The organism is Cognataquiflexum rubidum (genome assembly GCF_022538115.1).
Taxonomy (GTDB): Bacteria; Bacteroidota; Bacteroidia; order Cytophagales; family Cyclobacteriaceae; genus Cognataquiflexum; species Cognataquiflexum rubidum.
Genome location: NZ_JAKZAL010000004.1, coordinates 146,439 through 172,369, shown reverse-complemented (window position 1 = coordinate 172,369; position 25,931 = coordinate 146,439). Strand labels below are relative to the sequence as shown.

The following is a 25,931-nucleotide window of genomic DNA, read 5'->3' as shown; positions in this document are numbered from 1 at the left end:
TCACCGGCTAAAATTTTTTCAATCCATAATCAATAAAACAAATCATAATTATAGCTAAAAAACATACCATGAAAAAAAACCTTCTTTTAGTATGGATAGTGGCCGCCTGCCAACTTACCGTATCACAGGCGCAATCAACTCTCAACTATCCAGGCCGCTATATGGGCCGGGAGGAAGTGAAGCTATTTACAGCACCCAATGGCGCGGTGGCGGATGTTGGGTTTGCCAAGATATTGCAATTGATATACCCCCAACCGACCATTGAAAAGACTGCCGAAGGTATATGGGTGATCGGCGGATATTCTATAGCCAACTTTGTGGTGATTGAAACGGATGAGGGATTAATTGTTATTGATACAGGTGACTCGGAAGAAGAAGGAAAAAAAATCAGGGAAGTCATCCGGGAAAACATCAGCAAAAAACCCATCATTGCTGCCATTTATACCCACTCTCACTACTGTTTGGGAACAGGTGCGTTGGTAGATGACCCAAAGACAGCGATCATCATCGGGCATAAAAAATTGAACGAAACGGTTCAGACGGCCTTGAATGCAGGAGGGGCTATAGCAGCAATACCCGAATTGGGACCGGTTTTGAGTGCAAGAAAGGCGATTCAATTCAACAATTTCCTTCCCGATACTGGTGAGGATGGTTTGCTTGGTGGCAGGATCCGCGACAAGAAAAACGCTTACTTACCTGCTAATAAAGTGGTTGAAAATGAAGAGATTGTTAAAATTGGTGGCATGGATTTTCAATTTTTTACAGAATACAAATCTGACGACTATAACCTCACCATTTGGTTACCCAAGCAAAAAGTGGTTATCAATAATTTCTATTGGCCGGGTATCCCCAATCTGTACAGTATCCGTGGCGCTTCTTACAGAGATCCGACGGAATGGAGAGATGGACTTCAGGTGATGAGGGATCTGAAACCGGAAAAAATGGTGAACACCCATGCAAGGACAGTATCAGGCGCCAAAGAAGTTTTTGAAGCTATCTCTCATTATATGGATATGGTCACCTTGGTTTATGACCAATCCCTAAGAGGGGTCTTACATGGCCTGGGACCTGATGAGTTGCGTTACTTTGTGTACTTGCCCAAACACCTTGCTGATTTCCCCAACAATGCACAGGCTTATGGTGAAGTGCCCTGGTTTACCCCTGCTGCATTTTACCACCAAATGGGTTGGTTTGATAGAGATGTTTCTACCCTCCAAAAACTGCCCCCGGTAGAAGAAGCTCAACGCACTGTCGCATTGATGGGAGGAAGAAAGAAGGTGTTGCAGGCGGCAAAGACTTCATTTGGCAAACGTGAACTGGCCTGGGCAGCACAACTTGGGAATTACCTATTTACCATAGATCCCAAAGATGCCGAAACCAGAAAACTATTGGCCGATGTGTACAGGACAATGGGCCAATCATCTCTGAGCATGATCGGCAGGACATTCTTTTTAAGTGAAGCGAGGGCACTCGAAGGCAAAGAACAGCTTCCTAGGGTAGTTCCCCCGAAGCCTGAAAATATTGCAGGCAAACCCACCTTTTTTGTGGACATGTTCCGGGTAAGGATTGACCCGAGGAAATCAGAAAACACCGAGAAGATGTTGGTGTTCAATTTCTCAAACGGAACCACGGCTGGCTTGCATGTGCGCAAAGGCATTGCAGAATTTGTTCCCAATCCGGCCAGTCATTATAGGCCTGCAGATATTACTGCTATCGTAGAGGTAAACACTTGGGCCGAACTTTACCTCAATTCTACCACTGTGGAAGAAGCTTCAAAAAGTGGCGGGGTTAAAATGACCAAAGGAAGCGTGGAAGATTTGAAGGCTGTGATAGATTTGTTTGACAAGTTTGATCCAGTTAAGAACTACACGATTCCGATAACTGATTCAGATTTTTGAATTGATCATACTTAAAACAATGCCTAACATGAAAAACAAGTTATTGCTTTGCTTGGGTTTACTATTCTTGGCATTAAGCTGCCAAAGCCCGACAGAAAAATCAGCACCCCAAACAACAGATCAACCTACCGACCTACCGACTGGCCAACAACAGGCCGGACAACCGTTGAATGGTGCCAAACAGTCTGTTCCCGATCTAGAAGAACAGGTGGCTTACCATAGGGCGTTCGAGGCGGTGGTCTGGGCGATGCCCGCTTCGGCCATCACCCGTTTTCGCGAAGGATTGTATGAACTTCCAGGCGTCAAGGACAATGTGGTTATTGCCTTTTCAGGGACGCTGAAACCGCGGCATGAAGTCATCACTGCCAACACAGTAACCCCTTATATTGCTGCGTTCACCAATCTGACAAGCGGTCCGATGGTCGTCGAAATCCCCGCAGCCACGGACAAGGCTAGCCTTTATGGGCAGGTTGTTGATGCATGGCAGGTCACTATTGCCGCCGTCGGTCCCACAGGACCGGATAAGGGCGCCGGTGGCAAGTACCTTTTCCTCCCACCCGGTTACCAGGATCCAATCCCGGCAGGTTACTTCCCGATCCGCTCCACAAGTTATCGGCTTGCATTGGCATTCCGCTCTGTCGCAGGCAAAGGTGCCACCCAAGCCGATGCTTATGCCTACACGCAAACCATGAAGATGTATCCTCTTTCGGAAGCTGCCAACCCAAAGGCCACACAATTCGTGGATGGTCTTCCCCTCACCATCAATACGCTCCCTTACTATGACTTCCGAGCCATAGAGGACATTCATGACCTTATCAATGTGGAACCTGTAGATCCCCGGGATAAGGTGATGATCGGCATGTTGGCGGCGATCGGCATCGAGAAGGGTAAGCCTTTCAATCCGTCACCAAAGATCAAAGCGGCCATGGAGCGGGGAGTGGTTGATGCTTACCACTACATGCAGGAAGTGACCAGAAAAGGCTTGGAAGCAAGTCTTTGGTGGCCTGACCGGCATTGGGCCATGGTACTGGTGCCGGACGAAAACCGCGGGTTCTCGTTTGTCACCGACAGGTCAGTTGACATCGACAAACGTGCCGCGATATGGTTCCCCGCTATTTTTCTGCCTCCGATCCAGGATGAAAATGCCGGAGTGGTCTACCTGTCGGCGATTGCTGACAAAAATGGAAATGCTGTGGAAGCGGGCAAACTCTACCGCATCCGGATTCCCAAGGACACCCCGGCCAAACAGTTCTGGTCGATCACCGTGTACGACAACGCCACATGGGCCTTCATCATGAACCCGCAGGATCGATCCGGATTGGGGTTATTCGATAGGGACAAACTTAAGGTGAACGACGACGGGAGTATAGATATCTATATGGGACCAAAGGCTCCCGACGGACTGGAATCCAACTGGATACCGACCATGAACAAGAAGCCCGTCATATGGCTACGACTTTACGGCCCCGATACTCCATTTTGGCAAAAAAGTTTCACAATGCCGGATATTGAAATGGTGCAATAAAGTGTGGATGATTTGAAGGGAGTATCGGATTGGTTTGACAATTCTGATATAGCTGGAGACTACGTGATTCCGATAACCGATATGGGGGATCAATTCTGAGTTCCGATTATAGTAAGTTAAGTTTAAATTCGTAAGGGATTATTGCAGGAATTCTATTTCGGCAATAGTCCTTTTTCTTTTTAGCCCAATCCCTGAAATAATTTCTTGATCCCAATAATAACTAAGGACAAATATTCAATATTATGGACGTTGGTTTTTACCAAGGGCAGGAGGGAGTCTTTGTTTTGAATGATTGGATTAAAGCATACGGGCATTATCCCCTGAAATAATTTTCGTAGGTACTTTTTATATTCACCGCCAAATAATTCCCCAAAATTCCTTTATTTGTAATGTGTGAAATGTGGCGACAGTAAAGGTTTTAACTTTTAAAAATGGAAATAAGTTTTGATGCTATCACCTTTGCTCATTTGGCCGCTGTCATAGTGGGAGTGGTATCTTCTGCGGTTATTCTTTATTTCGGATTCAAGACCAATCCTGTCAATCAACCCTTGGGTATTGGGCAGCTAAGCATTTCTCTGGGAATTTTTGTGAGTTTCTCCATCGTTTCCCAATTGATTGTCCATTGGCCATTTTTGTACAGGTTGGGAAATGTTTTTGTGCTGATTTTTATTCCAATGCCTTATTTATACACTGTTTTCTACACCCAAAAACGGCTATGGAGGTGGTATGATTTGTTGCATTTAATTCCGTTATTGATTTATCTGGTGGATTATTGGGACACATTGTCTCTTTCTTCAGCTCAAAAGACAGAATTGATCCTACAGGAGATTAATGATTTGGACCTCTTGGGGAAATTTAGCCAAGGAAGGTTTATTGGTCCGGGTTTTCACACGGAATTCAGAACAGTACTATTTAGCGGTTATTGGGTTGCCCAAGTTGTTATTCTGTTTAGATGGGTCAAAAGTCACTCTTTATTGACTCCTGAAAACAAGGTTTGGAAAAATTGGATGATCCTGTTTCTAGGTTGCCAATTTTTTTTATGGTTCCCTTTTTTCCTTACTGTTTTTTGGTTGGATAAATCGACTACTTACTTCATCACCAACTCTTTTTCTGTGGGATGGGTGATGCTTTCAAGTCTTTTCCTTTTCTTTTTTCCTTCCTTGCTCTATGGGAAGCCTTTTGAGGGTGGAGATAGGATATCAAAGTTTACCAAAGCCCTTAAGAAGACTCCTATATCTGATGAAGATGAAAAAAGATTAGAGGAAGTCATGCGGTCGATAGAAACACATATGGCTGACAATAGGCTATTTTTGAAACCAGGGTACACCATCAATGATTTTTCGAAGGAAATCCATATTCCCGTCTATCAGATTTCAAAAAGTCTGAATACATTTCAAGACCTGAGTTTTATAGATTTTATAAATAAGAATCGCGTCCAATATTGCGTGCAAAAATTGGAAAAAGGTGAATGGTCAAATTTTACCATTGAGGCGGTTGCCCATGAATGTGGGTTTAATAACCGCAATTCATTTACCAATGCTTTCAAAAAATTTCTTGGGACCTCCCCATCTGAATACAGGGAAAATTTTCACAAGTCCTAGAGTTCAATAATCAGCCCACGGCCACGCTCGGGAAATAAATCAGCCGATTTTTTTTTTTATATACCAAGTCGTTAGTATTCGCCATTCTTGATTGAATACATGCCAGCACATTTAGCCTTACAAGATGCCTTGACTTATTTTTGAGTTGTAGCCATCATGAAACCTCATGTTAGATTGGGTCAATTCACCATTCCATACTTTTCTGCCCAGTAAATGGTAATAGCAGTTAAACATAGATTTACATTCCAAAATACACCATGAAAAAACAGATTCTTTTAGTATTGATAGTGGCCGCCTTCCAACTAACCCAGTTACAGGCGCAATCAACCCTCAATTACCCCGGTAGGTACATGGGTAGGGAAGATGTGAAGACAATAACAGCTCCCAATGGAGCGGTGGCCGATGCCGGTTTTGCTCAAACACTGCAATTGATTTACCCACAGCCGACCGTTGAAAAGACTGCCGATGGGATTTGGGTGATAGGCGGGTATTCCATTACCAATGTGGTAGTGATTGAATCTGATGAGGGTTTAATTGTTATTGATACGGGTGATTCTAAAGAAGAGGGAATTAAACTGAGAGAAGTAATCCGGGAAAACATCAGTAAAAAACCTATCATTGCAGCCATTTATACCCACTCGCACTACTGCATGGGCACAGGCGTGATGGTAGATGATCCGAAAACAGCCATCATTGTTGGTCACAAAAGACTTAACGAAACAGTTCAAAATAATTTTATGTCGGGAGGTGCCATTGCACAGATTCCTGAATTGGGACCGGTTTTGACAGCAAGGCAGTTGATCCAATTCAGTAATTTTCTTCCTGATACAGGTGCTGATGGCCTTCTTGGTCAAAGGTACCGCATCAAGGAAAATGCATATTTGCCTGCCAATAAAATAGTTGATGATGGTGAAATAGTAGATATTGGCGGAATAGCCTTTCAATTTTTTACAGAATATAGGTCTGACGATTTTAACCTTACCGTATGGTTACCAGAGCAAAAAGTAGTCATGAATAACTTCTATTGGCCGGGAACCCCCAACCTTTACAGTATCAGAGGCGCTTCTTACAGAGATCCTAGGGAATGGAGAAACGGACTTCAGGTAATCAGGGACTTGAAACCTGAAGTGATGATGAATACCCACGCCAAAACCGTTCAGGGTAGCAAAGAGGTATTTGATGCCATTTCAAATTACATGGACATGGTGACCTTGGTTTATGACCAATCCCTCAGAGGAATTTTGCATGGTTTAGGTCCTGATGAATTGAGGTATTTTGTCTATCAGCCCAAACACCTAGCTGCTTTTCCCAACAATGCACAGGCTTACGGGGAAGTTCCTTGGTTTACGCCGGCAGCTTTTTACCACCAAATGGGTTGGTTTGACAGAAACCTCTCTACCCTTCATAAACTGCCTCCGGTAGAAGAAGCTCAAAGGACAGTCGCATTGATGGGAGGAAGAAAAAAAGTATTGCAGGCAGCCAAGGCTTCATTTGCCAAACGTGAATTTGCTTGGGCAGCTCAACTTGGAAATTACCTGTTTACCATTGACGCTAAAGACACCGAAGCCAGAAAATTATTGGCCGATGTATACAGGGCAATGGGCCAAACTTCCTTGAGTGTAATAGGCCGTTCCTTTTTCTTAAGTGAAGCGCGTGCACTCGAAGGAGAAGTGCAGATTCCTAGGGTAGTGCCACCTAAGCCGGATATCATTGCTGCCAAACCCACTTTTTTTGTGGACATGTTCCGGGTGCGGATTGATCCAAAAAAATCAGAAAATACCGAGAAGATGTTGGTATTCAATTTCTCTAATGGTACCACGGCGGGCCTGCATGTACGCAGGGGCATAGCTGAATTTGTTCCCAATCCTGCCAACCATTACAGGCCGGCGGATATTAGTTGCATAGTGGATACCAAAACATGGGCTGATCTTTATCTCAACGCTACCACCTTGGATGAAGCTGCCAAAAGCGGCGGGGTTAAAATGACCAAAGGAAGTATGGAAGATTTGAAGTTCGTAATGGATTTGTTTGACAAGTTTGATCCTGCTAAAAATTACACCATTCCTTTGACTAATGCGGAGGACCAATTTTAAGCTCCGATTAAAAAAAACATATATATATGCATCAAAGATCATTGCTAGATTTCCTTAAATGCAATTATCATTTAAAATTAGAAACGATGAAAAATAAATTGTTGCTTGGCTTAGTCATTATTGCTTTTGCCATTGGCTGCCAAAGTCCGAAAACTGAAGTTACACCCGAAGAAGCCCGGGCCATCGCCAAAGAGGCTTACCTTTACGGCTTCCCGCTTGTGGACAATATGCGTGTACAGTACACCTATTTCGTTGATAAAGGCCATGCGAACTATAAAGGGCCTTACAACACGCTTGTCAATATTCCTCGGGTATTCACACCTGATGACAGAGCGATCCAGACCCCCAATTCTGACACCCCGTACTCTTGGATCGGCTTGGATCTGCGGGCAGAACCTATCGTGTTTACTGTACCACCTATCGCTCCTGAGCGTTACTGGAGCTTGCAGTTGATTGACCTATATACACACAATTTCGATATTCCGGGGAGTCGAACGGACGGTAACAATGGAGGCAGTTTTCTTGTTGCCGGACCCAACTGGCAAGGTGAAAAACCTGAAGGAATTACACGCGTGATACGTTGTGAGACCGAAATCGCCTCCGCCCAGTTTCGGACACAACTCTTCAATCCGGACGACCTCGAAAACGTCAAGAAGATTCAGGACCAGTATATTGCTCAGCCCTTATCATCATTTCTTAAAAATCCGGCTCCTAAAGCCGCTCCGGCCATAGACTTTCCCCAACCGCTTACGCCTGACTCACAGAGAACATCTCTCGATTTCTTTTCACTGTTGAACTTTTACCTACAGTTCTGCCCAACCCATCCATCAGAAGTGGCTTTAATGGAGCGATTTGAAAAGATCGGTATCGGTGCAGGTAAAATTTTTGATGCAGAGAAACTATCACCTGAATTGAAAGAGGCGATTGAGGCTGGCATCACCGATGCCTGGTCTGATTTCCAGGGGTTAAGAGATCGGTTCAACAGAGGTGAGATGACGTCCGGTGATGCACTTGGCACCCGTGAGCATCTCCAGAACAATTACCTCTACCGGATGGGTGCAGCGGTGATCGGGATCTATGGACTTTCGAAGGAAGAAGCGATCTATCTGCCTTACTTCACGGACAGTGACGGCCAAAAGCTGGATGGCTCTTATCGGTACAATTTGCGTTTTGAGAAGGGTCAGATGCCCCCTGTTAACTCTTTCTGGTCGCTTACTATGTACGATTCTCCAGCCAGCCTATTGGTTCACAATCCAATCAATCGCTACCTGTTGAACTCGACCATGCTGTCGCAATTCAAAATGGATGAGGATGGTGGTCTAACGTTATATATTCAGCATGATTCACCCGGAAAGGACAAGGAATCCAATTGGCTTCCTGCGCCAAAAGGGGCCTTCTTGCTGTTTAACCGACTTTATTGGCCTAAGCCGGAAGCGCTTGACGGTACTTGGAAACAAGCTCCATTGGTTCGGGTGCAGTAATCTATTGCCAATATATTCTTGATTCTCAATAAAAAACCTCAACCTTGTATGGTACTTTCCATTTTGGGTTGAGGTTTTTTGTATTTTTGTGGACATGGGTTTTTATAAAAAAGTAGTTTTTCTATTCATTTTTACCTTTCTATCCTATTCGATCAAATCGAGAGCCCAGCAGCAATTTCAATATAATTATGAGACTTGGTGGGGAGTGATGACCTCCGTGAGGGTTTCTGAAAAATGGTCAGTTTGGAATGATGCCCATTTTGTGGATGAGACTTTTTTTATTTACCGGACAGGGTTGACTTACCATAACAAACGGGACAATCTTGTCACGACGGCTGGGTACAGTTGGTTACGGCTTACCACGCCTCTTTCGGAAGGGAGACTGATCCGAACAGAACATCGGCCTTGGATGCAAACCACCTTTAGGGTTCCATCTACAAAAAAGTTAAGCACGAGTTTCAGGTTCCGATATGATGCCCGATTTATTCAAAATCTTGAATCAGGGCAGTTGGCAGAGGGGTTTTCTTTCAATCACCGGTGGAGATTCAACAATGCATTGCGGTACCGTTGGGGAAATGTCCTCAGTTCAAACACTGTTTTGAGCACCAGTTTACTGAATGAAGCCTTGTTTAGAACCGGTTCTGGACCCAATGGGGTCAGGCATGAACACCGAACCCACTTGCTCATGGGGCTTTCAAAGGGACCAATTACCTATTCGGTAGGATATATTGTAAGGTATATCAATATCAGTCCCGAAAGGGCCCGACTCAACCACGGCATGGTATTTTGGATGACCATAAATCTGAATACCTTTAAGAAAAAAACCACTGAATTTGTAGAATTCCCCGAGGACCATGTCAATTAAATTAGATATACTCTTCTTTGCCAATAACCATACCTTTTTCTTCAGTTAGGACGGATCCCGATAGCTATCGGGACGAAGTCGGAAGACAGGTGTACCGGGTATTTCAGTCCGAAGACAAGAATTATAATTGTATAGCTAAACCTTACATTGATTTTATTCGATGAAAATTAAAATTTTGACAATAATCCTTTTTACATTTTTTGGACGACCTGTTTTGGCTCAGAAAGAAGTGGATACCGAATCTTGGTGGGGATTGATGACTTCAGGGCAGATCTCCCCAAGATGGTCTTTGTGGTTGGATGTCCACCATGTTCCCCAACTTTTTGTGATTTATAGGTCAGGAATTACATACCATACCATCGACAAAAAAGTGACATTGACAGCAGGTTATGGATACCTCGGATTGACTACTCCATTTTCTGAGGGGAAACTGATCAGACCCGAACACAGGCCTTGGGGTCAGGCAGTTTACCGGTTACCCGGCAAAGGACCTTTGAGTGCCAGTTTTAGATTCAGGTATGATTTGAGATTCAGACAAAACTATAGCCTGACAGAATTGACGGATGGTTTTTCTCTTAATTACCGTTACAGATTCAATATGAGTTTGAGGTATAATTGGGGAGATAGATTGAGTCGTCATTTTAATTTTTCGAATACCCTGTTCAATGAATCATTGATAACTACCGGACCCGGCCCTAATCCATTACCTTTTGAACACAGGGTTTTCTTTTTGTTTGGCTTTCAGAAAAAAGCGGTCACCTTCTCACCTGGGTATCACGTCAGGTTTGGGACACCAAATTTTGGAAACCTTAGAATAAACCATGGCTTTGTCCTATGGATTAATTGGAATTACAATTTCAAAAACTTTAAAAAGCATTCCTTGAAGGAATTTCCGGCAGATAAAATGTAAAAAATGATTATCCGCTTATTTGCCAATAGGTCAAAAACGGAGCGTAAATGGCAGCGGATATATAATCTGTCCATAGACCACAGTCCATACCTGTCCGACGAGACAAAGCCGCGGCCATTGTACTTAAATCCAAGTTTTTTTATATGCTTTTGGTAAGAAAGCGGAAACACAGAATAGAAAAATCCCGGCCGAGGATTCTAAGCCTTGACCGGGATTTTAATTCAATTTTTATTTAGGGCCTTCACGTACAAAGACAACAAACATTAACAAGAGGTGCTGTCGACCGTGGTCTGTCGTCCGTGGACGATTTAAATTATTCTTATTGTTTCCTGATTACTCCTTCTTCTAGCATCCTTTCCAATACCACTTGGGCAAATTCGGAGGAGAATTTTTCCATGGATGTTGGATTCAGGGTCTTGGATTGGGCTGACCAAACCAAGAGTTCCGACTTGACATCGTACACGTTGATTTCGATAAAATACCTTCTGTCATTCACAATATGGCCCGGAGTCATCATCATTCCGTGGTTCATTCCCCAGAATCCGCCGAAATTTCCGCCCATTCCCCATCCTGGGCCCATCATCATCGGACCGCCCATCATCATGGCACCCGGAATATAACGCTGCTCATCCTGTACATCAATCAATGTCATGGTCATGATGCCGTCCTGTCCGTTTTGGTTAACCACATTCATCATCGCATTTTTATCCAAGTCAGTACTCATCCAAAAATTTGGACGGATGGTCGCACTGCTCGTGGTGGATCTGATACCCAATTTGGATAATTTTGACCTTACGTCGTCCTCTATTGTCTGTCTTTTGGTCACATCACCGATGATAGCTGCAACGTATAGATTACTGTATCCGCCTTGATATTTATCAGGACTTGTCCAGGACCTTGTTATTTTTGTAGCCGGAGAGCAGGCAGAAGCCAAGATTAGGAATGCAAATACTAAAACTTTTTTCATAATTGATGTTTTGTTGGGAGAAAATGGATTGTATTTTTTATTGTTTGACTAATTGATAATTTTTTTCAAGATCACCGGTGATTCTATTTCCTTCCAAATCAAGATGGAAAAGGACATTCTCTCCGACAAAATATTGGTTTGGAACTTCTTCATCTTGAAGGGTTATGGTGTTGCCGGCTTCGTTCCAAGTGAATACTCCGGATGATTCTATGACACTTTGATTTTCTTTGCCCAAATAAGTGGATTTCTTTAAGTAGGAATTTCCAGATCCAAGTTCTATAGTTGTTTCAATTCCTTCACAATCCGCACAAGGCAAAACTCCTTTGTAGATTCCCAAAAAATCTAGAGAATTACTGGCGTTATGTCCATCGATTTGGGTTGGTTCTTCAGATTCGAACATGGCATCGTCCACGATCAATTCATCCTGTTTTGCATTTTTCTCACAACCTGAAAAACAAATGGAAATATAAAAGAGCGCAACAAATAAAATTCCTACAGGTTTGATTTTCATTAAGTTTTTGATAAATAAATGCCTTTGCAAGATACAATCAAATTGAGAATGGGACAATTATAGTTTATTGTTTTCTTACAATTTTTAACAAAACAGGGCAGATTAGTTTGCCTCAGGATGGAAATGAAAATTTTGATTGACTTTTGTTTTGATTAACTTTCGGACTTCCAATGGCTTAGTCAACAGAAAAATTAAATGAAAAAGAGCAATAAAAACAATGGGATAAAATCCGGAACTGAAGAACAACCAACACCATACAACACCAATCATCCCGGTGAAAGAGAGGATTCTAGGACTGGTTTGGCAGTAGAGACTTTAAAAAAAGCGATTTCCAACAACCTTTTTTATGTGCAGGCTAAGTATCCTGAAATCGCCACAAGAAATGATTATTACATGGCTTTGGCTTACGCCGTCAGAGATAGATTGCTGCAAAGATGGGTGGCTTCCGTCAAGCAATATATTCAGGGAAAGGAACGAATAGTGTCATATCTCTCTGCTGAATACCTTTTGGGGCCACATCTTGCCAATAACCTGATCAATCTTGGGATTTACAATGAGGTGGAGCAGGCTTGCGAGGAACTTGGACTTAACCTGGATTGGCTGATAGAAAAGGAAGTGGAACCGGGACTGGGCAACGGGGGGTTGGGAAGATTGGCTGCCTGTTATATGGATTCCCTTGCTACCCTGGAAGTGCCTGCTATCGGATATGGGATCAGGTACCAATTCGGGATTTTTGAGCAGGATATCAGAGACGGATGGCAGGTAGAAGATACTGACAACTGGCTGAGAAGGGGAAATCCCTGGGAAATCGCACGCAGGGAATTGAGCTATGACGTAAAGCTTGGAGGACATATTCAGCATTATATAGATCGAAGTGGAAAATTTTGCAGCAACTGGATTCCTGAATTGGTGGTAAAAGGAGTAGCCTATGATACACCTATTTTGGGATATAAAGTCAACACTGCAAATACATTAAGACTTTGGAAATCTGAAGCACCACACTCTTTTGACTTTCAGTCCTTTAACGCAGGCGAATACAACAATGCGGTGAACCAAAAAATCATCTGCGAAAACATCAGTAAAGTCCTTTATCCAAATGATGAACAGCGGGAAGGCAAAATCCTGAGACTGCAGCAACAGTACTTTTTTGTGTCCTGTTCCTTACAGGACATGATCAATATCCACCTGAATCAGGGCGAAAAAATTGAGGATTTTGACAAAAAATTTGCTGTCCAGTTGAATGATACACATCCGGCAATCGGAGTTGTAGAATTGATGCGCCTATTGATGGACGAGCACCTGTTGGATTGGGATACCGCTTGGAATATTACCACCAAAACATTTGCTTATACCAACCACACCTTGCTTCCGGAAGCTTTGGAAACCTGGGATTTGGAGTTATTTGGTTCGGTATTGCCTAGGCATCTTGAGTTGATTTATGAAATCAACCGAAGATTTCTTGATTTTGTGACGGTGAAGTTTTTTGGTGACAACCAAAAAATAAGCAACCTTTCCCTGATCGGTGAAGGAAAAAGGAAACATGTCAGAATGGCCAACCTTGCCTGTCTTGGAAGCCACGCCATCAATGGTGTTGCTGCTTTGCATTCTGATTTGTTGAAAAAAACTGTTTTGAAGGATTGGTACGAACTTTCACCTGAGAAATTCAGCAACAAAACCAACGGAGTTACCCCAAGAAGATGGATGGTATTGAGTAATCCAAAATTGACCAAGCTCATTACCGAAAAAATCGGAGAAGGTTGGATCAAAGATTTGGAGGAATTGAGAGGCCTGGAAAAATACGCCGATGATCCTGAATTCCAACAGGCTTGGATGAAAGTGAAATTGGATCAGAAAAAAGCCCTTGCAAAGAAAATCCAAAGAAGGTTGGGAATAAAAGTCGATCCCGAATCCATGTTTGATATTCAGGTCAAGCGAATCCATGAATACAAACGTCAGCACCTGAATGTCCTTCACGTCATAGCGCTATACAATCAAATCAAGAAGAACCCGGACATGGAAGTGGTTCCCCGGACATTTATTTTTGCCGGAAAATCTGCTCCCGGATACCGCAAAGCCAAATTGATCATCAAATTGATCAATTCTGTGGGCGAAGTAGTCAACAATGATCCGGATATAAAAGGCAGGCTTAAAGTGGTTTTTTATCCCAATTACAATGTGACCAATGCCCAGAAGATTTATCCGGCTGCTGACCTTTCTGAGCAGATTTCCACTGCGGGAAAAGAGGCTTCAGGAACAGGAAACATGAAGCTTTCCATGAATGGCGCATTGACCATTGGAACTTTGGATGGTGCCAATGTCGAAATCAGAGAATGCGTAGGGGAGGAGAACTTCTTCCTTTTTGGCTTGACTGCAGATGAAGTATCCAAAACAAAAAATGAAGGATACAGGTCAAAACAGTATTATGAATCCAATGCCGTTTTAAGAGAAGCCATCGATCAGATCAACTCAGGCTATTTTTCCCATTTGGATGTGAATACTTTCAGGGAATTGACGGATTCTTTGATGAATGACGATCAATACCTGTTGTTTGCTGATTTTCAATCTTACCTTGAAGCTCAGGAAAAAGTATCTGAAGCCTTCAAACACAAGGAAATGTGGGCTAAAATGTCGATTTTGAATACGGCAAGGATGGGCAAGTTTTCGAGTGACAGAAGCATCAGAGATTATTGCGATGAAATCTGGAAAGTGAAATCTGTTCCGGTCGAAATAGACGCTATCCGAATTATTGAAAAATAAAAAAGGGGGATTAATCCCCCTTTTTTTTGCATTATTTTAAAAGAAGGTGACGTTCTATCCTCAAAAACGCTTCCTTTCCTTGTAAGTCAAAAAACTTCTTTTATTTGGTAATGTGAATCTTTAAAAGAAAATTTTTCCCCTTGCTTTTTTCCTTTCATGACTTGGTAGAGAGGGCTGTCCGACGAAAGCCCAAACACCGAAATCCCGTTTACTTTCATCCTTTCAATGCTTGCTGATACAAAGAAAATGTCTTTGTCAGTCACCACCACACTGCCCAATCTCACCGAATCATTGATGTCTTCAATGGTTGGAAGCATGTTTTGGAGCAGTTCCATTTCCTTATTGGCAAAGTTTACCTGTTCTCCGATGGCATTGGCTCTGTGGATCTGTTCAGCATTGAATCCTTGTTGGGACATCTCGGGTTCCTCTTGGTTGGCTTCGTTTTCACCGCCAATCATTTCCCTGATACTGTTTTTGAAATCATCGATGACTGATTGATGTTTCTTGATACTTGTCTCCAATAGTGCTTTTTTAAAAGCGGCATGGTTGATATTTAATACGCTGGTTTCCATTGTTATATATTGGTAGTTGAATTATGATTTATCTTGTGAATTATCATTTATACAATTTAAAAATAGGTAGCCGTTGATTTCATGACATATGTTTGGCCTATCTATGATTATTGTTCTTGATTTGGGTTGATTGATTCAATTGGAAAAATTCTGACCAAACCAACAAAAAACTAAGACGGATAAAAATCAAAGAAAAATTATCTTCTTTTTTGAGACTAAAGCTTCTGCCAATATAGAGGGCAAAGACTATGCCCAATAATACTGAACGCTTTTACGCTTGTATTGCAAATCGAAACATAGAAGTCAGTCTTGTCTCATCAACGCTTCCAAGTGTGGGAAAAAGAGTTTAAAAAATATGTATATCCGCCTTCTTACCAGAATAGGATTACTTACAGAATGGTCTCGTCCACGATAATTATCGGGATCGACCACCGGAATTTATTGATATTGAAGGGGGGTGGTAGAAATGCGGCAAAGCCGCATTTCTACCACCCCCCTCTGATCTCACGATATCCGTTCACCGAGCTTGCCGAGGTGGAGAAAAATGATATTTGGCTACTGGTATAAAAGCGGATAATCATATCAAAAAGTATTTGTCAGACTTAGTTTTTAACATTTTTAGAAATGTTCAGAAAAAGAAATGACGTTGAGGTTAATCTAAATCGGCATCGGCCACGATAGCGATCGGGATCGGCCACCGGGGTTGTTTAGGATAAGGGGTGAGGAGGGAAAAGCGGCGCAGCCACTTTTCCCTCCTCACCCTCAAAAACCCAATATCTCCGATCCCTGAGCTTGCCGAAGGGTAAATTGCTATTACGTTATTGGTAGTAAGAAACTCCGTAACCTAAGTCAATTGCTATCCAAGGATGATTTGTATGCGATTTTTTCGATGTATGTCTTTGAAAATGCCGGTATTTAGGAAATTTTGCTTTTCAAGTTTTGCAACAACTCTTTAGCATTACCACCTTTTTCTTTGATCTTCTTGAGTGCAAAAGCAAGGGTGATGTTAAACAATCCCAAGGAGAAGAATGCCAAAGCAGTAAAAAACACAATTGTCAATCCTCCTAAAGTTGGGTTGAACAAAATCATCAAGGAGAAAATGACTGACAATGCACCACTTGCCAAAAGCCAACCCCATCCGTCTGATCCGTATTTTTTCATATCGAATGCAAAACCGAAGGTCGCAAAGCCTTTGAACATAAAATAAAAGGCGATGATAAACGGAAGCACGACCATGGTGACAGCAGGATTGAAAAACAACACCGCACCTACCACAAAATCAAACATGGCCCCTGCAAAATGCCATCCCCAATCGTCGATTTCATTCCGGTTGTTGATGGAAAATATCAACTGAAAAATACCTGAAACGAACATAAAAGAAGCAAAAATAATAGCCAGACTCATGTAACTTTTGACTGGAGTGGAGATGGTCCAAGCACCCACAAGGATGAATAAAATGCCGACCAACAGCGGAAGCCACCAGTTTTTGATCATAAATCTGCTCTTTTTAATTACTGATTCCATTTTCCTTTTGTTTAGATTTTTTGTTTTTAAAAATATTGAATCCAAAATGTAAGAAAATTTGAGTTCTGTTTTAGGTGTTTGGCCCTATATTATTGTTAAAAAACACCTAGTATCTTGAACAAAGAGATTTAGATTAAAAAATACGTTCGGCTCCCGATATTCTTATAAGCCTGAAAGCAAAAATCTCTATTTGGGACATTACTTAATCCATCTCTTGTAGAATAGCTGCCAATTTGATTTCAATTTTTTTTCTGAGTTTATTAAAAAATCTTATCCTTTCTTTTTCGCCGACAGTACTGATCATGGTGGATTTTTTGATCAGGTTATGGAGGTTATAAAACATGGCTTCATTGAATTTGGGATCCATAGAACCAATAAAATACATAACACTGTGGTTGAGGTAAGTAATCTGAACATTGTCTAACTCAGCAATAATAGTATTGTCACCGATGACAAAGTCATTAACATACATGGTATAAGGCGCACTCTCGGCTGTGGGTTCTTTTCCCAAAGGGAATTTCAATCCCAATTCCGCCATTTTTTCGAGATGGTTGACTACTGCCAATAATTGTTCAAACAATATCTTCAATTCTTTCTGTGAAGGAATCAATCCCATGTCATTGTACAATTCAATCTGCCGGATCGTCACATTTATTCCTTCTTCATTCCAAATCTCTGTGGTCGGAATCTGATTGAACAAATTGATCATTTTGGTGCTCGTGTCTTTGAGCTTATAATAGAGTAGGTTATTGAAAGAGAATTTCTCGTTCTTCAGACTTTCATTATGGAGGATGGATTTCATCCAGAAGAAGAATTTAAACGAGGCCAATTCAGGAAAATATAAATGGTAGAAGGGAGGCAGGTCTTTTACCAGGTAATACATGTGCTTCTTTTTTTGGATATGAAACATCTGTATCTGCTTCAGCACGTCTTCAAACCAATCGTCAAAACTATCCTTGGTAAAAGAATTCAGTTTACCGTGGAAGACTATGGCATTTGTCTGCAGATTAAAAATCTGATCAAGGGAAATATTGAAATGTTGGCTGATTTTTTTGATTTCCTCCAGGTCAATAAACTTTTCACCACGGATTCTTCTGTAGGCAGAATCATTGCTGATATCCAATAAATCTGACACTTCATCCACAAGGGACTTGTAGGGGGGGAGTAGGTTTCGTATATGCTGGAAAAACTGAACCTGAATTTCTGAGTTGCCCATAAATATTTTAAAGAGTTGAGTTTAAGGATTTCCCAAAAACCTGAAAAAAACCCTAACCTTTGAATTTTGATAATCAGAATTAAATTTCGTTTAAGTCATTATTATAATCAGATATTGACTAATTTAAAGAAACGCACAGAATATTCCTAAAGAAAAATCGCTCAAAAATGAAGTAAAAATAATAATATGATTATTATAAGAAAAATTTATGAATTATCGGATTGATTTAAAATCAATAGCTTTTTTCAAATTTGATATTAATGAAATTACTTTCCTTTTTTCCAATAAATGTGCCTGATTGGAATTAAATCCGACTTTTTGATTTTGATCCAAAATCCCATTTTGAATAAAATGATTTGGGAAGAATATCCAAAGCCAGCTCTGATATCAAGGTTTTTTTCAAAATTCAATAAAGTGGGCACCTCGCTCGCCTACTTTTCTGAATAAATACCAAACAGGTCTTAAGCCTGCTTTTTTTCAATTCGCCAATGGTTCCCGGCTCAGGTAATTTGGTATCAAAATAAGGATCGACGGTTTAGCCTGTTCAGCTTGGATAAACCTGGTTTTCTGAATTTTTCATCAACCAAAACTCAAAGCCAAATGGAAACTCAAAGAATCTCCTCCGCAAAAAGAAAAGAGCTTTATGAAGCAATCAATTGCATCATGGTATTTGCTGTCATCGCCACTGTATTGGTTTTGGGAGCAGGATTGACAGCATCGCCCACATTCAAATTTATTTTTCTATTGGTCACAGGTTGGCTGGGATGGACCTTTACCGAGTATTTTTTACATAGGTTTTGGATGCACAACCACTTCAGGAATTTCAATAGCAAGATCTACGATATGCACATGAACCACCATAAGCATCCTCAGGAAATCAAAATTGACGGAACCCAGAGATCCATCTTATTTGTGGTTGGAATTTGGATCTTTTACTTTGCCTTGATTTGGAACAATTATTTCACTTTGTTTCTGGGCTTTTATGTTGGCCTTACCTTATATAGCCTGCTTCACATCATGCTACACAAAAAGTGGGGACGCTATGTTTTTCCCAATGTCCAAAAAGCCCACATCCACCACCATGGAAAATATCCTGACAAAGGATTTTCTTTCAGTACTATTATTTGGGATTGGATGTTTGGCACTTTACCTCCAAAAGAGGATGTTATCTCTGAGAAAATGTTGCGGTTTTATTTCAAGCCTGACAAAGAAATGCAGGAATCAAAAAAGTCAAAAGTGAAATTCTGACGGCTCATTTTTTAAATAAAAAGGGAAAAGTGCAGGTGGCGCTTTTCCCTTTTTTATGTTGTTATTGTGCTTTTGCAGCAGATGCCGCAGCAGCTTTGCCGTGAAGCTTGCCGAGTTCCTGATCGATAGTCCAAAGGCCAATTCCTTCTTCACCGATAATGTCGAACAGTTCCAAAGCTCTTCTTGCCAGAGTTTCTTCTTCCCTTTGTTCAGTGACATACCATTGCATAAAGCTGAAAGTCGCAAAATCCTTGATCCCAAAGGCGTGGTCTACAATCGAATTGATTGACTTGGTCACTTTGATTTCATGCTCAAGAATTAGCTCAAATACCTCACGCAAGGAGTTGAAATGGTGTCTGACACCTGTAATTTCCGGTTGGATGGCGTGTCCTCCTGCTTCGTTTACATAATGAAAGATTTTCATCATGTGCATTCTCTCCTCATCCGCATGGACATAGAGGTATTGGGATGCATTTTCATATCCCATCATGTGGCACCAAGATGCCATAGAAAGGTAGTATGCTGAAGATTTACCTTCCATTTCTATCTGCTGGTTCAATAATTTTTCTGTATCGAGCAGTAATGAACGCTGAAGCGTTACGATTTCTTTTGGTTTCATGGAGATTTTATTTTATACAAACTTAACTAATTTGGAAAGATATGGTTATCGAAAGCCAAGATTTTGGCAAAATTTAGATTTGGTATAAGTAAAAATCTAAACTCTGATTTCCATTCTTTGAAGATACTTTTGATTTGATTCCTTTGGCATAGGAAATTGACCATATCGAAGCAAATTTATACACATTTATACCATTGGCTTTCCTGTCATAGGCTTATACTTTATATTTAAATAATTATGCATCAAATCTGTAATATTATTTCGGATATTGAATTGGATAGTACATAAACAACCCCTAATCTTAAAATAACCAGAACCTTATGAATTCAAGAAGAAAATTTATTCAAAACGGCCTATTGCTATCAGCAGGATTGAGTATGCCGGGCATGATACACGCTGATACTTTGTCAGCTCTTAATAAAAAAATTGCCCCATCTGACCAATTGAATTTTGCAGTCATTGGATGTAAGGGTATGGGTTGGTCAAATATGAATGCCCACCTCAAAATGCCCAATGTCAACTGCGTAGCCATTGCAGACATTGACCAAAGTGTTCTTGACCAAAGGTCAGAGGATGTGAATAAACAGAGAGGAAAAAAACCACAGGTATACAAGGACTATCGCAAAATGCTCGAAAACAAGGACATCGATGCGGTAATCATCGGTACGCCTGACCATTGGCATTGCCTGACGATGGTGGACAGTCTTTCAGCAGGTAAACATGTATATGTCGAAAAACCAATAGCCAATACCATTGAAGAATGTAACCTGATGGTCAAAGCCAAGCAACGCTATGGAAAAATGGTTCAGGTAGGTCAATGGCAGCGAAGCGGTTCCCAATATGCTGAGGCGATCGATTACGTGAAATCCGGCAAATTGGGTCAGATCAGATTGGTAAAGACATGGGCTTACCAGGGTTGGATGAAGCCTGTTCCGGTCATGCCTGATGGACCTGTTCCTCAGGGAGTGGATTATGATATGTGGCTGGGCCCTGCACCAAAGCGACCATTTAATGGAAATAGATTCCATTTTAATTTCAGGTGGTTCTGGGATTATGCCGGTGGATTGATGACGGATTGGGGAGTGCATGAGATTGACATTGCCCTATATGCCATGGGTGTCACTGCGCCAAAATCAGTAATGGCCTCAGGCGGCAAGTTTGCCTATCCGGATGATGCTTCTGAAACACCCGATACCTTACAGACTGTCTATGAATACGATGGATTCAACATGTTGTGGGAACACGCAACCGGAATTGACGGCGGTAATTATGGCACCACAGAGGGAATTGCATTTATAGGAAACAATGCCACATTGGTAGTAAATAGGGGAGGATGGAAGGTGATTCCTGAAACAGAAACCAAAGAAGGTAAAAGAGTCAACAAAATCGAAGAGATCCAATTGATCAAGCCAAATGGAAATGCCCTTGAAATCCATGCGAAGGGATTTGTGAGCTCCATTATTGAAAATGATGCTTCAAAATTGACCTGCGGAATAGAGACCGGCAGTATTGCCGCCATCAATGCCCAAATGGGAAATATCGCTTACAAAACCGGCAAGAAAGTTTATTGGGATGCTACAAAAGGTCAATTTACGGATCCTGAGGCAAATGCATTGATGAAAGCCAATTATCATAACGGCTGGAAATTGCCCACCGTTTGATCAGCGGTTAAAAGATGAAAGATTGAGGGGAAGGTTATTCATTCCAGTAGCCTTCACCCCATCTTTTGTCACCCAGTCATGGGTTATTTTCACCATATTTTTTTCCAAGTCAAATTGGATTGAAATTTTCCCCTCTTTTGGGTCATACATTTTTTCAAAAGTCAATTCATCCGGAAAATAATTCTGGCCGACAACCGGCCCAAAAGCAAAATTTTTCCCTTCTAAGGTGGGGATAATTTTTGGATCAGTGATACCCGTCGATGGGTAGACAATGTATTCACCGCTTTGAAGAGGAAATTCAGGCAAAGTTTTGCCATTAGAAACAGAATAAATCCCTATAGACATAACCGAAGAATTGGAAATGTACGGCTGCGAAAAATTGACATCCGTAGAAAGATCCAACTTTGCCCACACGTGGGAACCTGAACTGGAGAAATTGACCGGACCGGTGATGGTGAGTTTGGCTGACTTGAATTCAAGACGTTCATCCCCTAAAGAAAAGTTGCTAAATTCTGTAAAAGGATCTTCTCCGGTATCGGTGATGGCACAGGCAGAAATTCCAAAAATCAGAAAAAATGAAACAAGAATATTCCGGGACAAAAATTTTACAGGTTTCATAGGTTTTAGAGATTAGCAAAGATATTAAAGATCAAAAACTGTTCCCTAAAAAATAGATTAATTATCACCAATCATTTTCTCTTTTTACATAATCCCATTCCTGTTTTAGGACACTATAATATATGGTATCCCTTCGCCTTCCCATTGTCATCAAAGTATGGCTTCTCAGCACCCCTTCTTCAATTGCCCCAATGTTTTTAAGTGCCTTTCTTGCCTGAATATTCAATACGTCAGTTTTGAATTCCACCCTTTCCAAACCTAATATCTCAAAGCAATAAGTAAGCATGATCTTTTTGACCTGTGAATTGATTCCCACGCCTTGGGAGTTTTTGCCAAGCCAAGTCCATCCGATTTCTAACCTGCTGTCTCTTTCGGAAATATTGTCAAAGGCTGTCGAACCTACAATCGTGTTGGTGGTTTTTTCAATGATAACAAACTGCAGCCTCTGTTTTTGGAAAGCCGGCAAAGCCCAAGTTGCTAACCCTTCTTTGGTAGAAAGGTCATGGGTAAAAAAGCGCCACATCTCAGGATTGGAGGATAAAACCAACAAAGCAGGAAGGTCATCTTCCGCTAATGGCCTTAACAAAACATTATCATTTTCCAGTCTGAGGTTAAAATCGATCATTGGCCAGTTATCAACCCAAAGTTTCTTTTAAGACTTTATTGAAAAAGGCAACTTCCTCGATTGTCCCGGTACTTACCCTGCACCAATCATCAAAAGGAGGAAAAGGTCTTCCGACGACGACACCTTTGGCCAACATCGTCTTGGCCAATTCTTTTGCATCTTGGTTTGCATGGAAAAAAACAAAATTTGCCTGAGAGGGTAGGTAGGTCAATTTCAGTTCATCCAAAGTCGTCTCGATCATTTTTCTTGCTTCCAGGTTTTTTTGAAGACTGAATTGGTAAAAATCATTTTCCTGAAGCGCTGCTTTTCCGGCTTCAATCGCCATTATGTTTGTATTGGCAACGACCCTTTCGGAAAGTTTTTTTGCGATATCAGGCCTTGCGACAAGGTATCCCAATCTGATACCGGCTAGACCATAGACCTTGGAAAGGGTTTTGGAAACAATGATATCTTTTCCCTCTTTTACCAGTTTGACCATAGAGGGATAGTTCGGATCTTCGATGTAATCACAATATGCCTCGTCGCTAAAAACCATCGTCTTTCTACTTACTGTTTCACAAAAATCCAAAACCTCATTTGCGGGTAGCAATTTCCCTGTTGGGTTGTTGGGATTACATAAGAAGACAAGCTTGGTCTTGGCAGAGACCCGTTTTTCAATTTCTTTCAAATCATAATTCATGTCTTTATCCAAAGGCACCCAATTGATTGTGGCACCCCAGGTTTCGGCATAGGTCATCAATGACAGGAATGTAGGCAAACCAGAAATCACCTCATCTCCTTTTCCTGCATAAGTAATACCGGTAATCTTTAGCCCTTCGGTAGATCCTGCGACCAATACGATATGGTCGGGAGTCACGCCTTCTTTTTTGGCTATCATTTCTACCAAAGGCGCATTGTATCCCCAAGGATACCTGCAACTGATATCAAAAGCATCCTGCATGGCCTTTCGGACTTTTTGTGAAGGTCCATATGGGTTTTCATTTGAGCCGAGCCTAATGGGATTATCCAAAGGCCTTGGATTGTACTTAACAATTTCCTCGGCTGATAGCTTGCTGAATGAACCCGTACCGGTAAGTAGAGCCGCCCCGCCGGCCAAAGATGCACTTCTTAACCAATCTCTTCTAGAAAATTTCATATGATTCTGATTTGAGTCAAAATGTAATAATATCAGTTTTTTATTCCTAATCTATAGATCAAGGATTGCTCAATAATGGTAAATATCGCCTAAACGGAAAATATTTTACCAATTTCATAAATGCAAGAAAAAAAACTAGGTAAATATTATCATTTTCAAAATATAGTACTTAAATTTTATCAAATACTTATCAATTAGTCTTTAATCCCAAAATTATCCTGCCATGAAAAAATTAATCATTTTCTTGTTTGTGGGGATTTTTGCCGTTTCTATGGCAAACGCCCAGGCGCCAACTTATTTGGTATTTGAGTTTATCAAAGTAGAATCGAATCAAACATATGATTTTATCGAGTTCAAGGATTTTATGGAAAAAATCTATGTGGCAGCAGTTAACGACAAAAAAATCAAAGGATGGGATTTTTGGGCGCTTCAATCAGGTGCTGACCCGAGTGAATTCCAATACATTACCGTTACCTATTATGACAATCCTGTGACGATGATGAACGGATTTCAAGATGAGGAAATGGTCAAATATGCCATGATCGCTTATCCGCATCTGACTGAAAAGCAGGTGGTAGAAAAGTTTAACGAAGCCATAAAGAGCCGTGACCTGGCTCAGAGAGCGTACATGCAGGAAATCGCCACAACAAATGATAACTTCAACCTAAAAAAAGGTTCATTGGCTTCTTTTGATATGATGAAAGCAGTAGAAGGAAAATTCCAGGAATATGAAAAAGCCGAAAAAGAAGTCTTTCAAAAAATCCATCAAAACAGAATCGAAAAGGGATTGATGGGGAGTTGGAGTCTTTTGAGAACAGCACTTCCATTTGGTAGTGAGGCCAAATACACCCATTTGACAATGAATATGTTCAAGGATTACCTCCAGTTTTTCAATGCACAGGAATATGAAGATATGGAATCCACAGCAGAACAGAGAGCTGCCATGGCAAAAGGAATCCAAGCCAGAGAACAGAAATACATTTATCTAGCCACTTTAGAAAATTCTGTCAGGTAAAGCCAAAAAAAAGGAATAACGGTGACAAACTTGAATAGATTGTCACCGTTATTGTTTAATAGGATTGAAGGATATCCTCTATTTTTTTCAACTCTTCGGAAGAGAAATTAAGGTTCTTTACTGAATCTACATTTTCAGCCAATTGTTCGGGTTTACTTACCCCTACCAAAACAGTGGTAATTCTTGGGTCTTTTAACAGCCAAGCAATTGCCATCTGGGCTAAACTTTGACCTCTGTTCAAAGCTATTTCATTAAGCCCTTTTACTTTTTCAATGACTTTCTCAGAGATTTGGGCTTCTTTAAGGTAGCGGCCGTCCTTTGCAATTCTGCTGTCTTCAGGAATTCCCTTTAGGTATTTGTCTGTGAGGATTCCTTGTTCAAGCGGAGAAAATGCGATAGATCCGATTCCTTTTTCTCCCAAGACGTCCAACAAACCTCCTTCTACCCATCTGTCAAACATGCTATATCTTGGTTGGTGGATAAACATTGGCGTCCCCAATTCCTTCAGTATTTTGTAGGCTTTGGCAGTATCTTCTGCATTGTATTGTGATATTCCGGCGTACAAAGCTTTTCCCTGCCTGACAATTTGATCCAAAGCCCCCATTGTTTCCTCAAGCGGTGTTCCTGGATCCGGTCTGTGATGGTAGAAAACATCCACATAATCGAGTCCCATTCTTTTCAAACTTTGGTCAAGTGAAGCGATCAGGTATTTTCTTGATCCGTGGTTGCCATACGGTCCAGGCCACATGTCCCAACCTGCTTTGGTAGAAATAATCAGTTCGTCCCTGTAGGGCAGAAAATCCTTTTGCATAATTCTGCCAAAAGTCTCCTCAGCAGAACCATACGGAGGGCCATAATTATTGGCAAGGTCAAAGTGTGTAATTCCAAAATCGAAGGCTTGGCGAAGGATATTCCTTGCATTTTTAAAATCAGCATTATGCCCGAAGTTATGCCATAATCCAAGAGAAATCATAGGCAGCATAATGCCGCTCTTGCCACATCTTCTATAATCCATGGAATCATATCTTTCCTGATTTGCATGGTACATGGGTAGTGGTTGGTGGTCGTTGATATGCATTGTCGTTATATA

General features: G+C 41.3%; 21 protein-coding genes. 11 read left to right on the top strand and 10 right to left on the bottom strand.

Going from position 1 to position 25,931, the window contains the following annotated elements; all coding sequences use genetic code 11:
• Positions 1-68 precede the first annotated feature (68 nt).
• From MMU05_RS06610 to MMU05_RS06580, 7 genes are all read left to right on the top strand, one after another.
• A complete protein-coding gene (locus MMU05_RS06610; RefSeq protein WP_241140889.1) occupies positions 69-1,898 on the top strand; it encodes an alkyl sulfatase dimerization domain-containing protein in 1,830 nt (609 codons plus the stop codon).
• Positions 1,899-1,926: 28 nt separating this feature from the next.
• Positions 1,927-3,423: a DUF1254 domain-containing protein gene (locus tag MMU05_RS06605; RefSeq protein WP_241140888.1), complete on the top strand. Its 1,497-nt coding sequence runs from the start codon at positions 1,927-1,929 to the stop codon at positions 3,421-3,423.
• A gap of 431 nt (positions 3,424-3,854) precedes the next feature.
• Complete coding sequence (locus MMU05_RS06600; RefSeq protein WP_241140887.1) at positions 3,855-5,024, top strand: helix-turn-helix domain-containing protein; 1,170 nt, start codon at positions 3,855-3,857, stop codon at positions 5,022-5,024.
• 257 nt (positions 5,025-5,281) lie between these two features.
• Positions 5,282-7,117: an alkyl sulfatase dimerization domain-containing protein gene (locus tag MMU05_RS06595; protein WP_241140886.1), complete on the top strand. Its 1,836-nt coding sequence runs from the start codon at positions 5,282-5,284 to the stop codon at positions 7,115-7,117.
• Between the two features lie 26 nt (positions 7,118-7,143).
• A complete protein-coding gene (locus MMU05_RS06590; protein WP_241140885.1) occupies positions 7,144-8,598 on the top strand; it encodes a DUF1254 domain-containing protein in 1,455 nt (484 codons plus the stop codon).
• Between the two features lie 94 nt (positions 8,599-8,692).
• Positions 8,693-9,463, top strand: a complete 771-nt coding sequence (locus tag MMU05_RS06585; RefSeq protein WP_241140884.1) for a DUF2490 domain-containing protein — start codon at positions 8,693-8,695, stop codon at positions 9,461-9,463.
• A gap of 175 nt (positions 9,464-9,638) precedes the next feature.
• Positions 9,639-10,373 (top strand): DUF2490 domain-containing protein, encoded by a 735-nt coding sequence (locus MMU05_RS06580; protein WP_241140883.1) that lies wholly within the window; start codon positions 9,639-9,641, stop codon positions 10,371-10,373.
• A gap of 319 nt (positions 10,374-10,692) precedes the next feature.
• On the opposite strand, the gene MMU05_RS06575 is transcribed toward MMU05_RS06580, so the two are convergent.
• Together MMU05_RS06575 and MMU05_RS06570 are read right to left on the bottom strand one after the other, a co-directional pair.
• Positions 10,693-11,340 carry a hypothetical protein gene (locus MMU05_RS06575; RefSeq protein WP_241140882.1) on the bottom strand — a complete coding sequence of 216 codons (648 nt, stop codon included), beginning with the start codon at positions 11,338-11,340 and terminating at the stop codon, positions 10,693-10,695.
• Between the two features lie 37 nt (positions 11,341-11,377).
• The gene (locus MMU05_RS06570) at positions 11,378-11,851 is read right to left on the bottom strand and encodes a copper resistance protein NlpE (protein WP_241140881.1); all 474 of its coding nucleotides are present in this window, start codon (positions 11,849-11,851) and stop codon (positions 11,378-11,380) included.
• Positions 11,852-12,046: 195 nt separating this feature from the next.
• Here MMU05_RS06570 and MMU05_RS06565 point away from each other — a divergent pair, with 195 nt between their 5' ends.
• Positions 12,047-14,608: a glycogen/starch/alpha-glucan phosphorylase gene (locus MMU05_RS06565; protein WP_241140880.1), complete on the top strand. Its 2,562-nt coding sequence runs from the start codon at positions 12,047-12,049 to the stop codon at positions 14,606-14,608.
• A gap of 86 nt (positions 14,609-14,694) precedes the next feature.
• On the opposite strand, the gene MMU05_RS06560 is transcribed toward MMU05_RS06565, so the two are convergent.
• The 3 genes from MMU05_RS06560 to MMU05_RS06550 all read right to left on the bottom strand — a co-directional run bounded on the left by MMU05_RS06560 (position 14,695) and on the right by MMU05_RS06550 (position 17,920).
• Positions 14,695-15,180: a hypothetical protein gene (locus tag MMU05_RS06560; protein ID WP_241140879.1), complete on the bottom strand. Its 486-nt coding sequence runs from the start codon at positions 15,178-15,180 to the stop codon at positions 14,695-14,697.
• 915 nt (positions 15,181-16,095) lie between these two features.
• Positions 16,096-16,704: an HdeD family acid-resistance protein gene (locus tag MMU05_RS06555; RefSeq protein ID WP_241140878.1), complete on the bottom strand. Its 609-nt coding sequence runs from the start codon at positions 16,702-16,704 to the stop codon at positions 16,096-16,098.
• A 202-nt stretch (positions 16,705-16,906) separates the two neighbouring features.
• Positions 16,907-17,920 (bottom strand): helix-turn-helix domain-containing protein, encoded by a 1,014-nt coding sequence (locus MMU05_RS06550; protein WP_241140877.1) that lies wholly within the window; start codon positions 17,918-17,920, stop codon positions 16,907-16,909.
• A gap of 600 nt (positions 17,921-18,520) precedes the next feature.
• Between MMU05_RS06550 and MMU05_RS06545 the strand changes: the two genes are divergently transcribed.
• Positions 18,521-19,168, top strand: a complete 648-nt coding sequence (locus MMU05_RS06545) for a sterol desaturase family protein (RefSeq protein ID WP_241140876.1) — start codon at positions 18,521-18,523, stop codon at positions 19,166-19,168.
• Between the two features lie 61 nt (positions 19,169-19,229).
• Here MMU05_RS06545 and MMU05_RS06540 read toward each other — a convergent pair whose 3' ends face one another.
• Positions 19,230-19,787: a ferritin gene (locus tag MMU05_RS06540; RefSeq protein WP_241140875.1), complete on the bottom strand. Its 558-nt coding sequence runs from the start codon at positions 19,785-19,787 to the stop codon at positions 19,230-19,232.
• A 320-nt stretch (positions 19,788-20,107) separates the two neighbouring features.
• On the opposite strand from MMU05_RS06540, the gene MMU05_RS06535 reads away from it, so the two are divergent.
• Positions 20,108-21,448: a Gfo/Idh/MocA family protein gene (locus MMU05_RS06535; protein ID WP_241140874.1), complete on the top strand. Its 1,341-nt coding sequence runs from the start codon at positions 20,108-20,110 to the stop codon at positions 21,446-21,448.
• On the opposite strand, the gene MMU05_RS06530 is transcribed toward MMU05_RS06535, so the two are convergent.
• The 3 genes from MMU05_RS06530 to MMU05_RS06520 form a co-directional block, all read right to left on the bottom strand.
• On the bottom strand, positions 21,449-22,066 hold the full coding sequence (locus MMU05_RS06530) for a hypothetical protein (protein ID WP_241140873.1): 618 nt from the start codon (positions 22,064-22,066) through the stop codon (positions 21,449-21,451).
• Positions 22,067-22,130: 64 nt separating this feature from the next.
• Positions 22,131-22,691, bottom strand: a complete 561-nt coding sequence (locus MMU05_RS06525; protein ID WP_241140872.1) for a GNAT family N-acetyltransferase — start codon at positions 22,689-22,691, stop codon at positions 22,131-22,133.
• A 10-nt stretch (positions 22,692-22,701) separates the two neighbouring features.
• Positions 22,702-23,826: a pyridoxal phosphate-dependent aminotransferase gene (locus MMU05_RS06520; protein WP_241140871.1), complete on the bottom strand. Its 1,125-nt coding sequence runs from the start codon at positions 23,824-23,826 to the stop codon at positions 22,702-22,704.
• Between the two features lie 223 nt (positions 23,827-24,049).
• Between MMU05_RS06520 and MMU05_RS06515 the strand changes: the two genes are divergently transcribed.
• Entirely contained in the window at positions 24,050-24,841 is a 792-nt protein-coding gene (locus tag MMU05_RS06515) for a hypothetical protein (RefSeq protein WP_241140870.1), read from the top strand.
• Positions 24,842-24,896: 55 nt separating this feature from the next.
• Here the strand turns inward: MMU05_RS06515 and mgrA are convergent, their stop codons facing one another.
• Entirely contained in the window at positions 24,897-25,919 is a 1,023-nt protein-coding gene (gene mgrA / locus MMU05_RS06510; RefSeq protein ID WP_241140869.1) for an L-glyceraldehyde 3-phosphate reductase, read from the bottom strand.
• Positions 25,920-25,931 lie beyond the last annotated feature (12 nt).

What these genes read in the sequence shown, in the direction of transcription:
- MMU05_RS06545 (WP_241140876.1), top strand. Translation starts at nt 18,521, where the DNA reads ATGGAAACTCAAAGAATCTCCTCCGCAAAAAGAAAAGAGCTTTATGAA.
- MMU05_RS06555 (WP_241140878.1), bottom strand. Translation starts at nt 16,704, where the DNA reads ATGGAATCAGTAATTAAAAAGAGCAGATTTATGATCAAAAACTGGTGG.
- MMU05_RS06560 (WP_241140879.1), bottom strand. Translation starts at nt 15,180, where the DNA reads ATGGAAACCAGCGTATTAAATATCAACCATGCCGCTTTTAAAAAAGCA.
- MMU05_RS06515 (WP_241140870.1), top strand. Translation starts at nt 24,050, where the DNA reads ATGAAAAAATTAATCATTTTCTTGTTTGTGGGGATTTTTGCCGTTTCT.
- MMU05_RS06610 (WP_241140889.1), top strand. Translation starts at nt 69, where the DNA reads ATGAAAAAAAACCTTCTTTTAGTATGGATAGTGGCCGCCTGCCAACTT.
- MMU05_RS06585 (WP_241140884.1), top strand. Translation starts at nt 8,693, where the DNA reads ATGGGTTTTTATAAAAAAGTAGTTTTTCTATTCATTTTTACCTTTCTA.
- MMU05_RS06605 (WP_241140888.1), top strand. Translation starts at nt 1,927, where the DNA reads ATGAAAAACAAGTTATTGCTTTGCTTGGGTTTACTATTCTTGGCATTA.
- MMU05_RS06520 (WP_241140871.1), bottom strand. Translation starts at nt 23,826, where the DNA reads ATGAAATTTTCTAGAAGAGATTGGTTAAGAAGTGCATCTTTGGCCGGC.
- MMU05_RS06535 (WP_241140874.1), top strand. Translation starts at nt 20,108, where the DNA reads ATGAATTCAAGAAGAAAATTTATTCAAAACGGCCTATTGCTATCAGCA.
- MMU05_RS06570 (WP_241140881.1), bottom strand. Translation starts at nt 11,851, where the DNA reads ATGAAAATCAAACCTGTAGGAATTTTATTTGTTGCGCTCTTTTATATT.
- MMU05_RS06525 (WP_241140872.1), bottom strand. Translation starts at nt 22,691, where the DNA reads ATGATCGATTTTAACCTCAGACTGGAAAATGATAATGTTTTGTTAAGG.
- MMU05_RS06590 (WP_241140885.1), top strand. Translation starts at nt 7,144, where the DNA reads ATGCATCAAAGATCATTGCTAGATTTCCTTAAATGCAATTATCATTTA.
- mgrA (WP_241140869.1), bottom strand. Translation starts at nt 25,919, where the DNA reads ATGCATATCAACGACCACCAACCACTACCCATGTACCATGCAAATCAG.
- MMU05_RS06595 (WP_241140886.1), top strand. Translation starts at nt 5,282, where the DNA reads ATGAAAAAACAGATTCTTTTAGTATTGATAGTGGCCGCCTTCCAACTA.
- MMU05_RS06565 (WP_241140880.1), top strand. Translation starts at nt 12,047, where the DNA reads ATGAAAAAGAGCAATAAAAACAATGGGATAAAATCCGGAACTGAAGAA.
- MMU05_RS06550 (WP_241140877.1), bottom strand. Translation starts at nt 17,920, where the DNA reads ATGGGCAACTCAGAAATTCAGGTTCAGTTTTTCCAGCATATACGAAAC.
- MMU05_RS06575 (WP_241140882.1), bottom strand. Translation starts at nt 11,340, where the DNA reads ATGAAAAAAGTTTTAGTATTTGCATTCCTAATCTTGGCTTCTGCCTGC.
- MMU05_RS06600 (WP_241140887.1), top strand. Translation starts at nt 3,855, where the DNA reads ATGGAAATAAGTTTTGATGCTATCACCTTTGCTCATTTGGCCGCTGTC.
- MMU05_RS06530 (WP_241140873.1), bottom strand. Translation starts at nt 22,066, where the DNA reads ATGAAACCTGTAAAATTTTTGTCCCGGAATATTCTTGTTTCATTTTTT.
- MMU05_RS06540 (WP_241140875.1), bottom strand. Translation starts at nt 19,787, where the DNA reads ATGAAACCAAAAGAAATCGTAACGCTTCAGCGTTCATTACTGCTCGAT.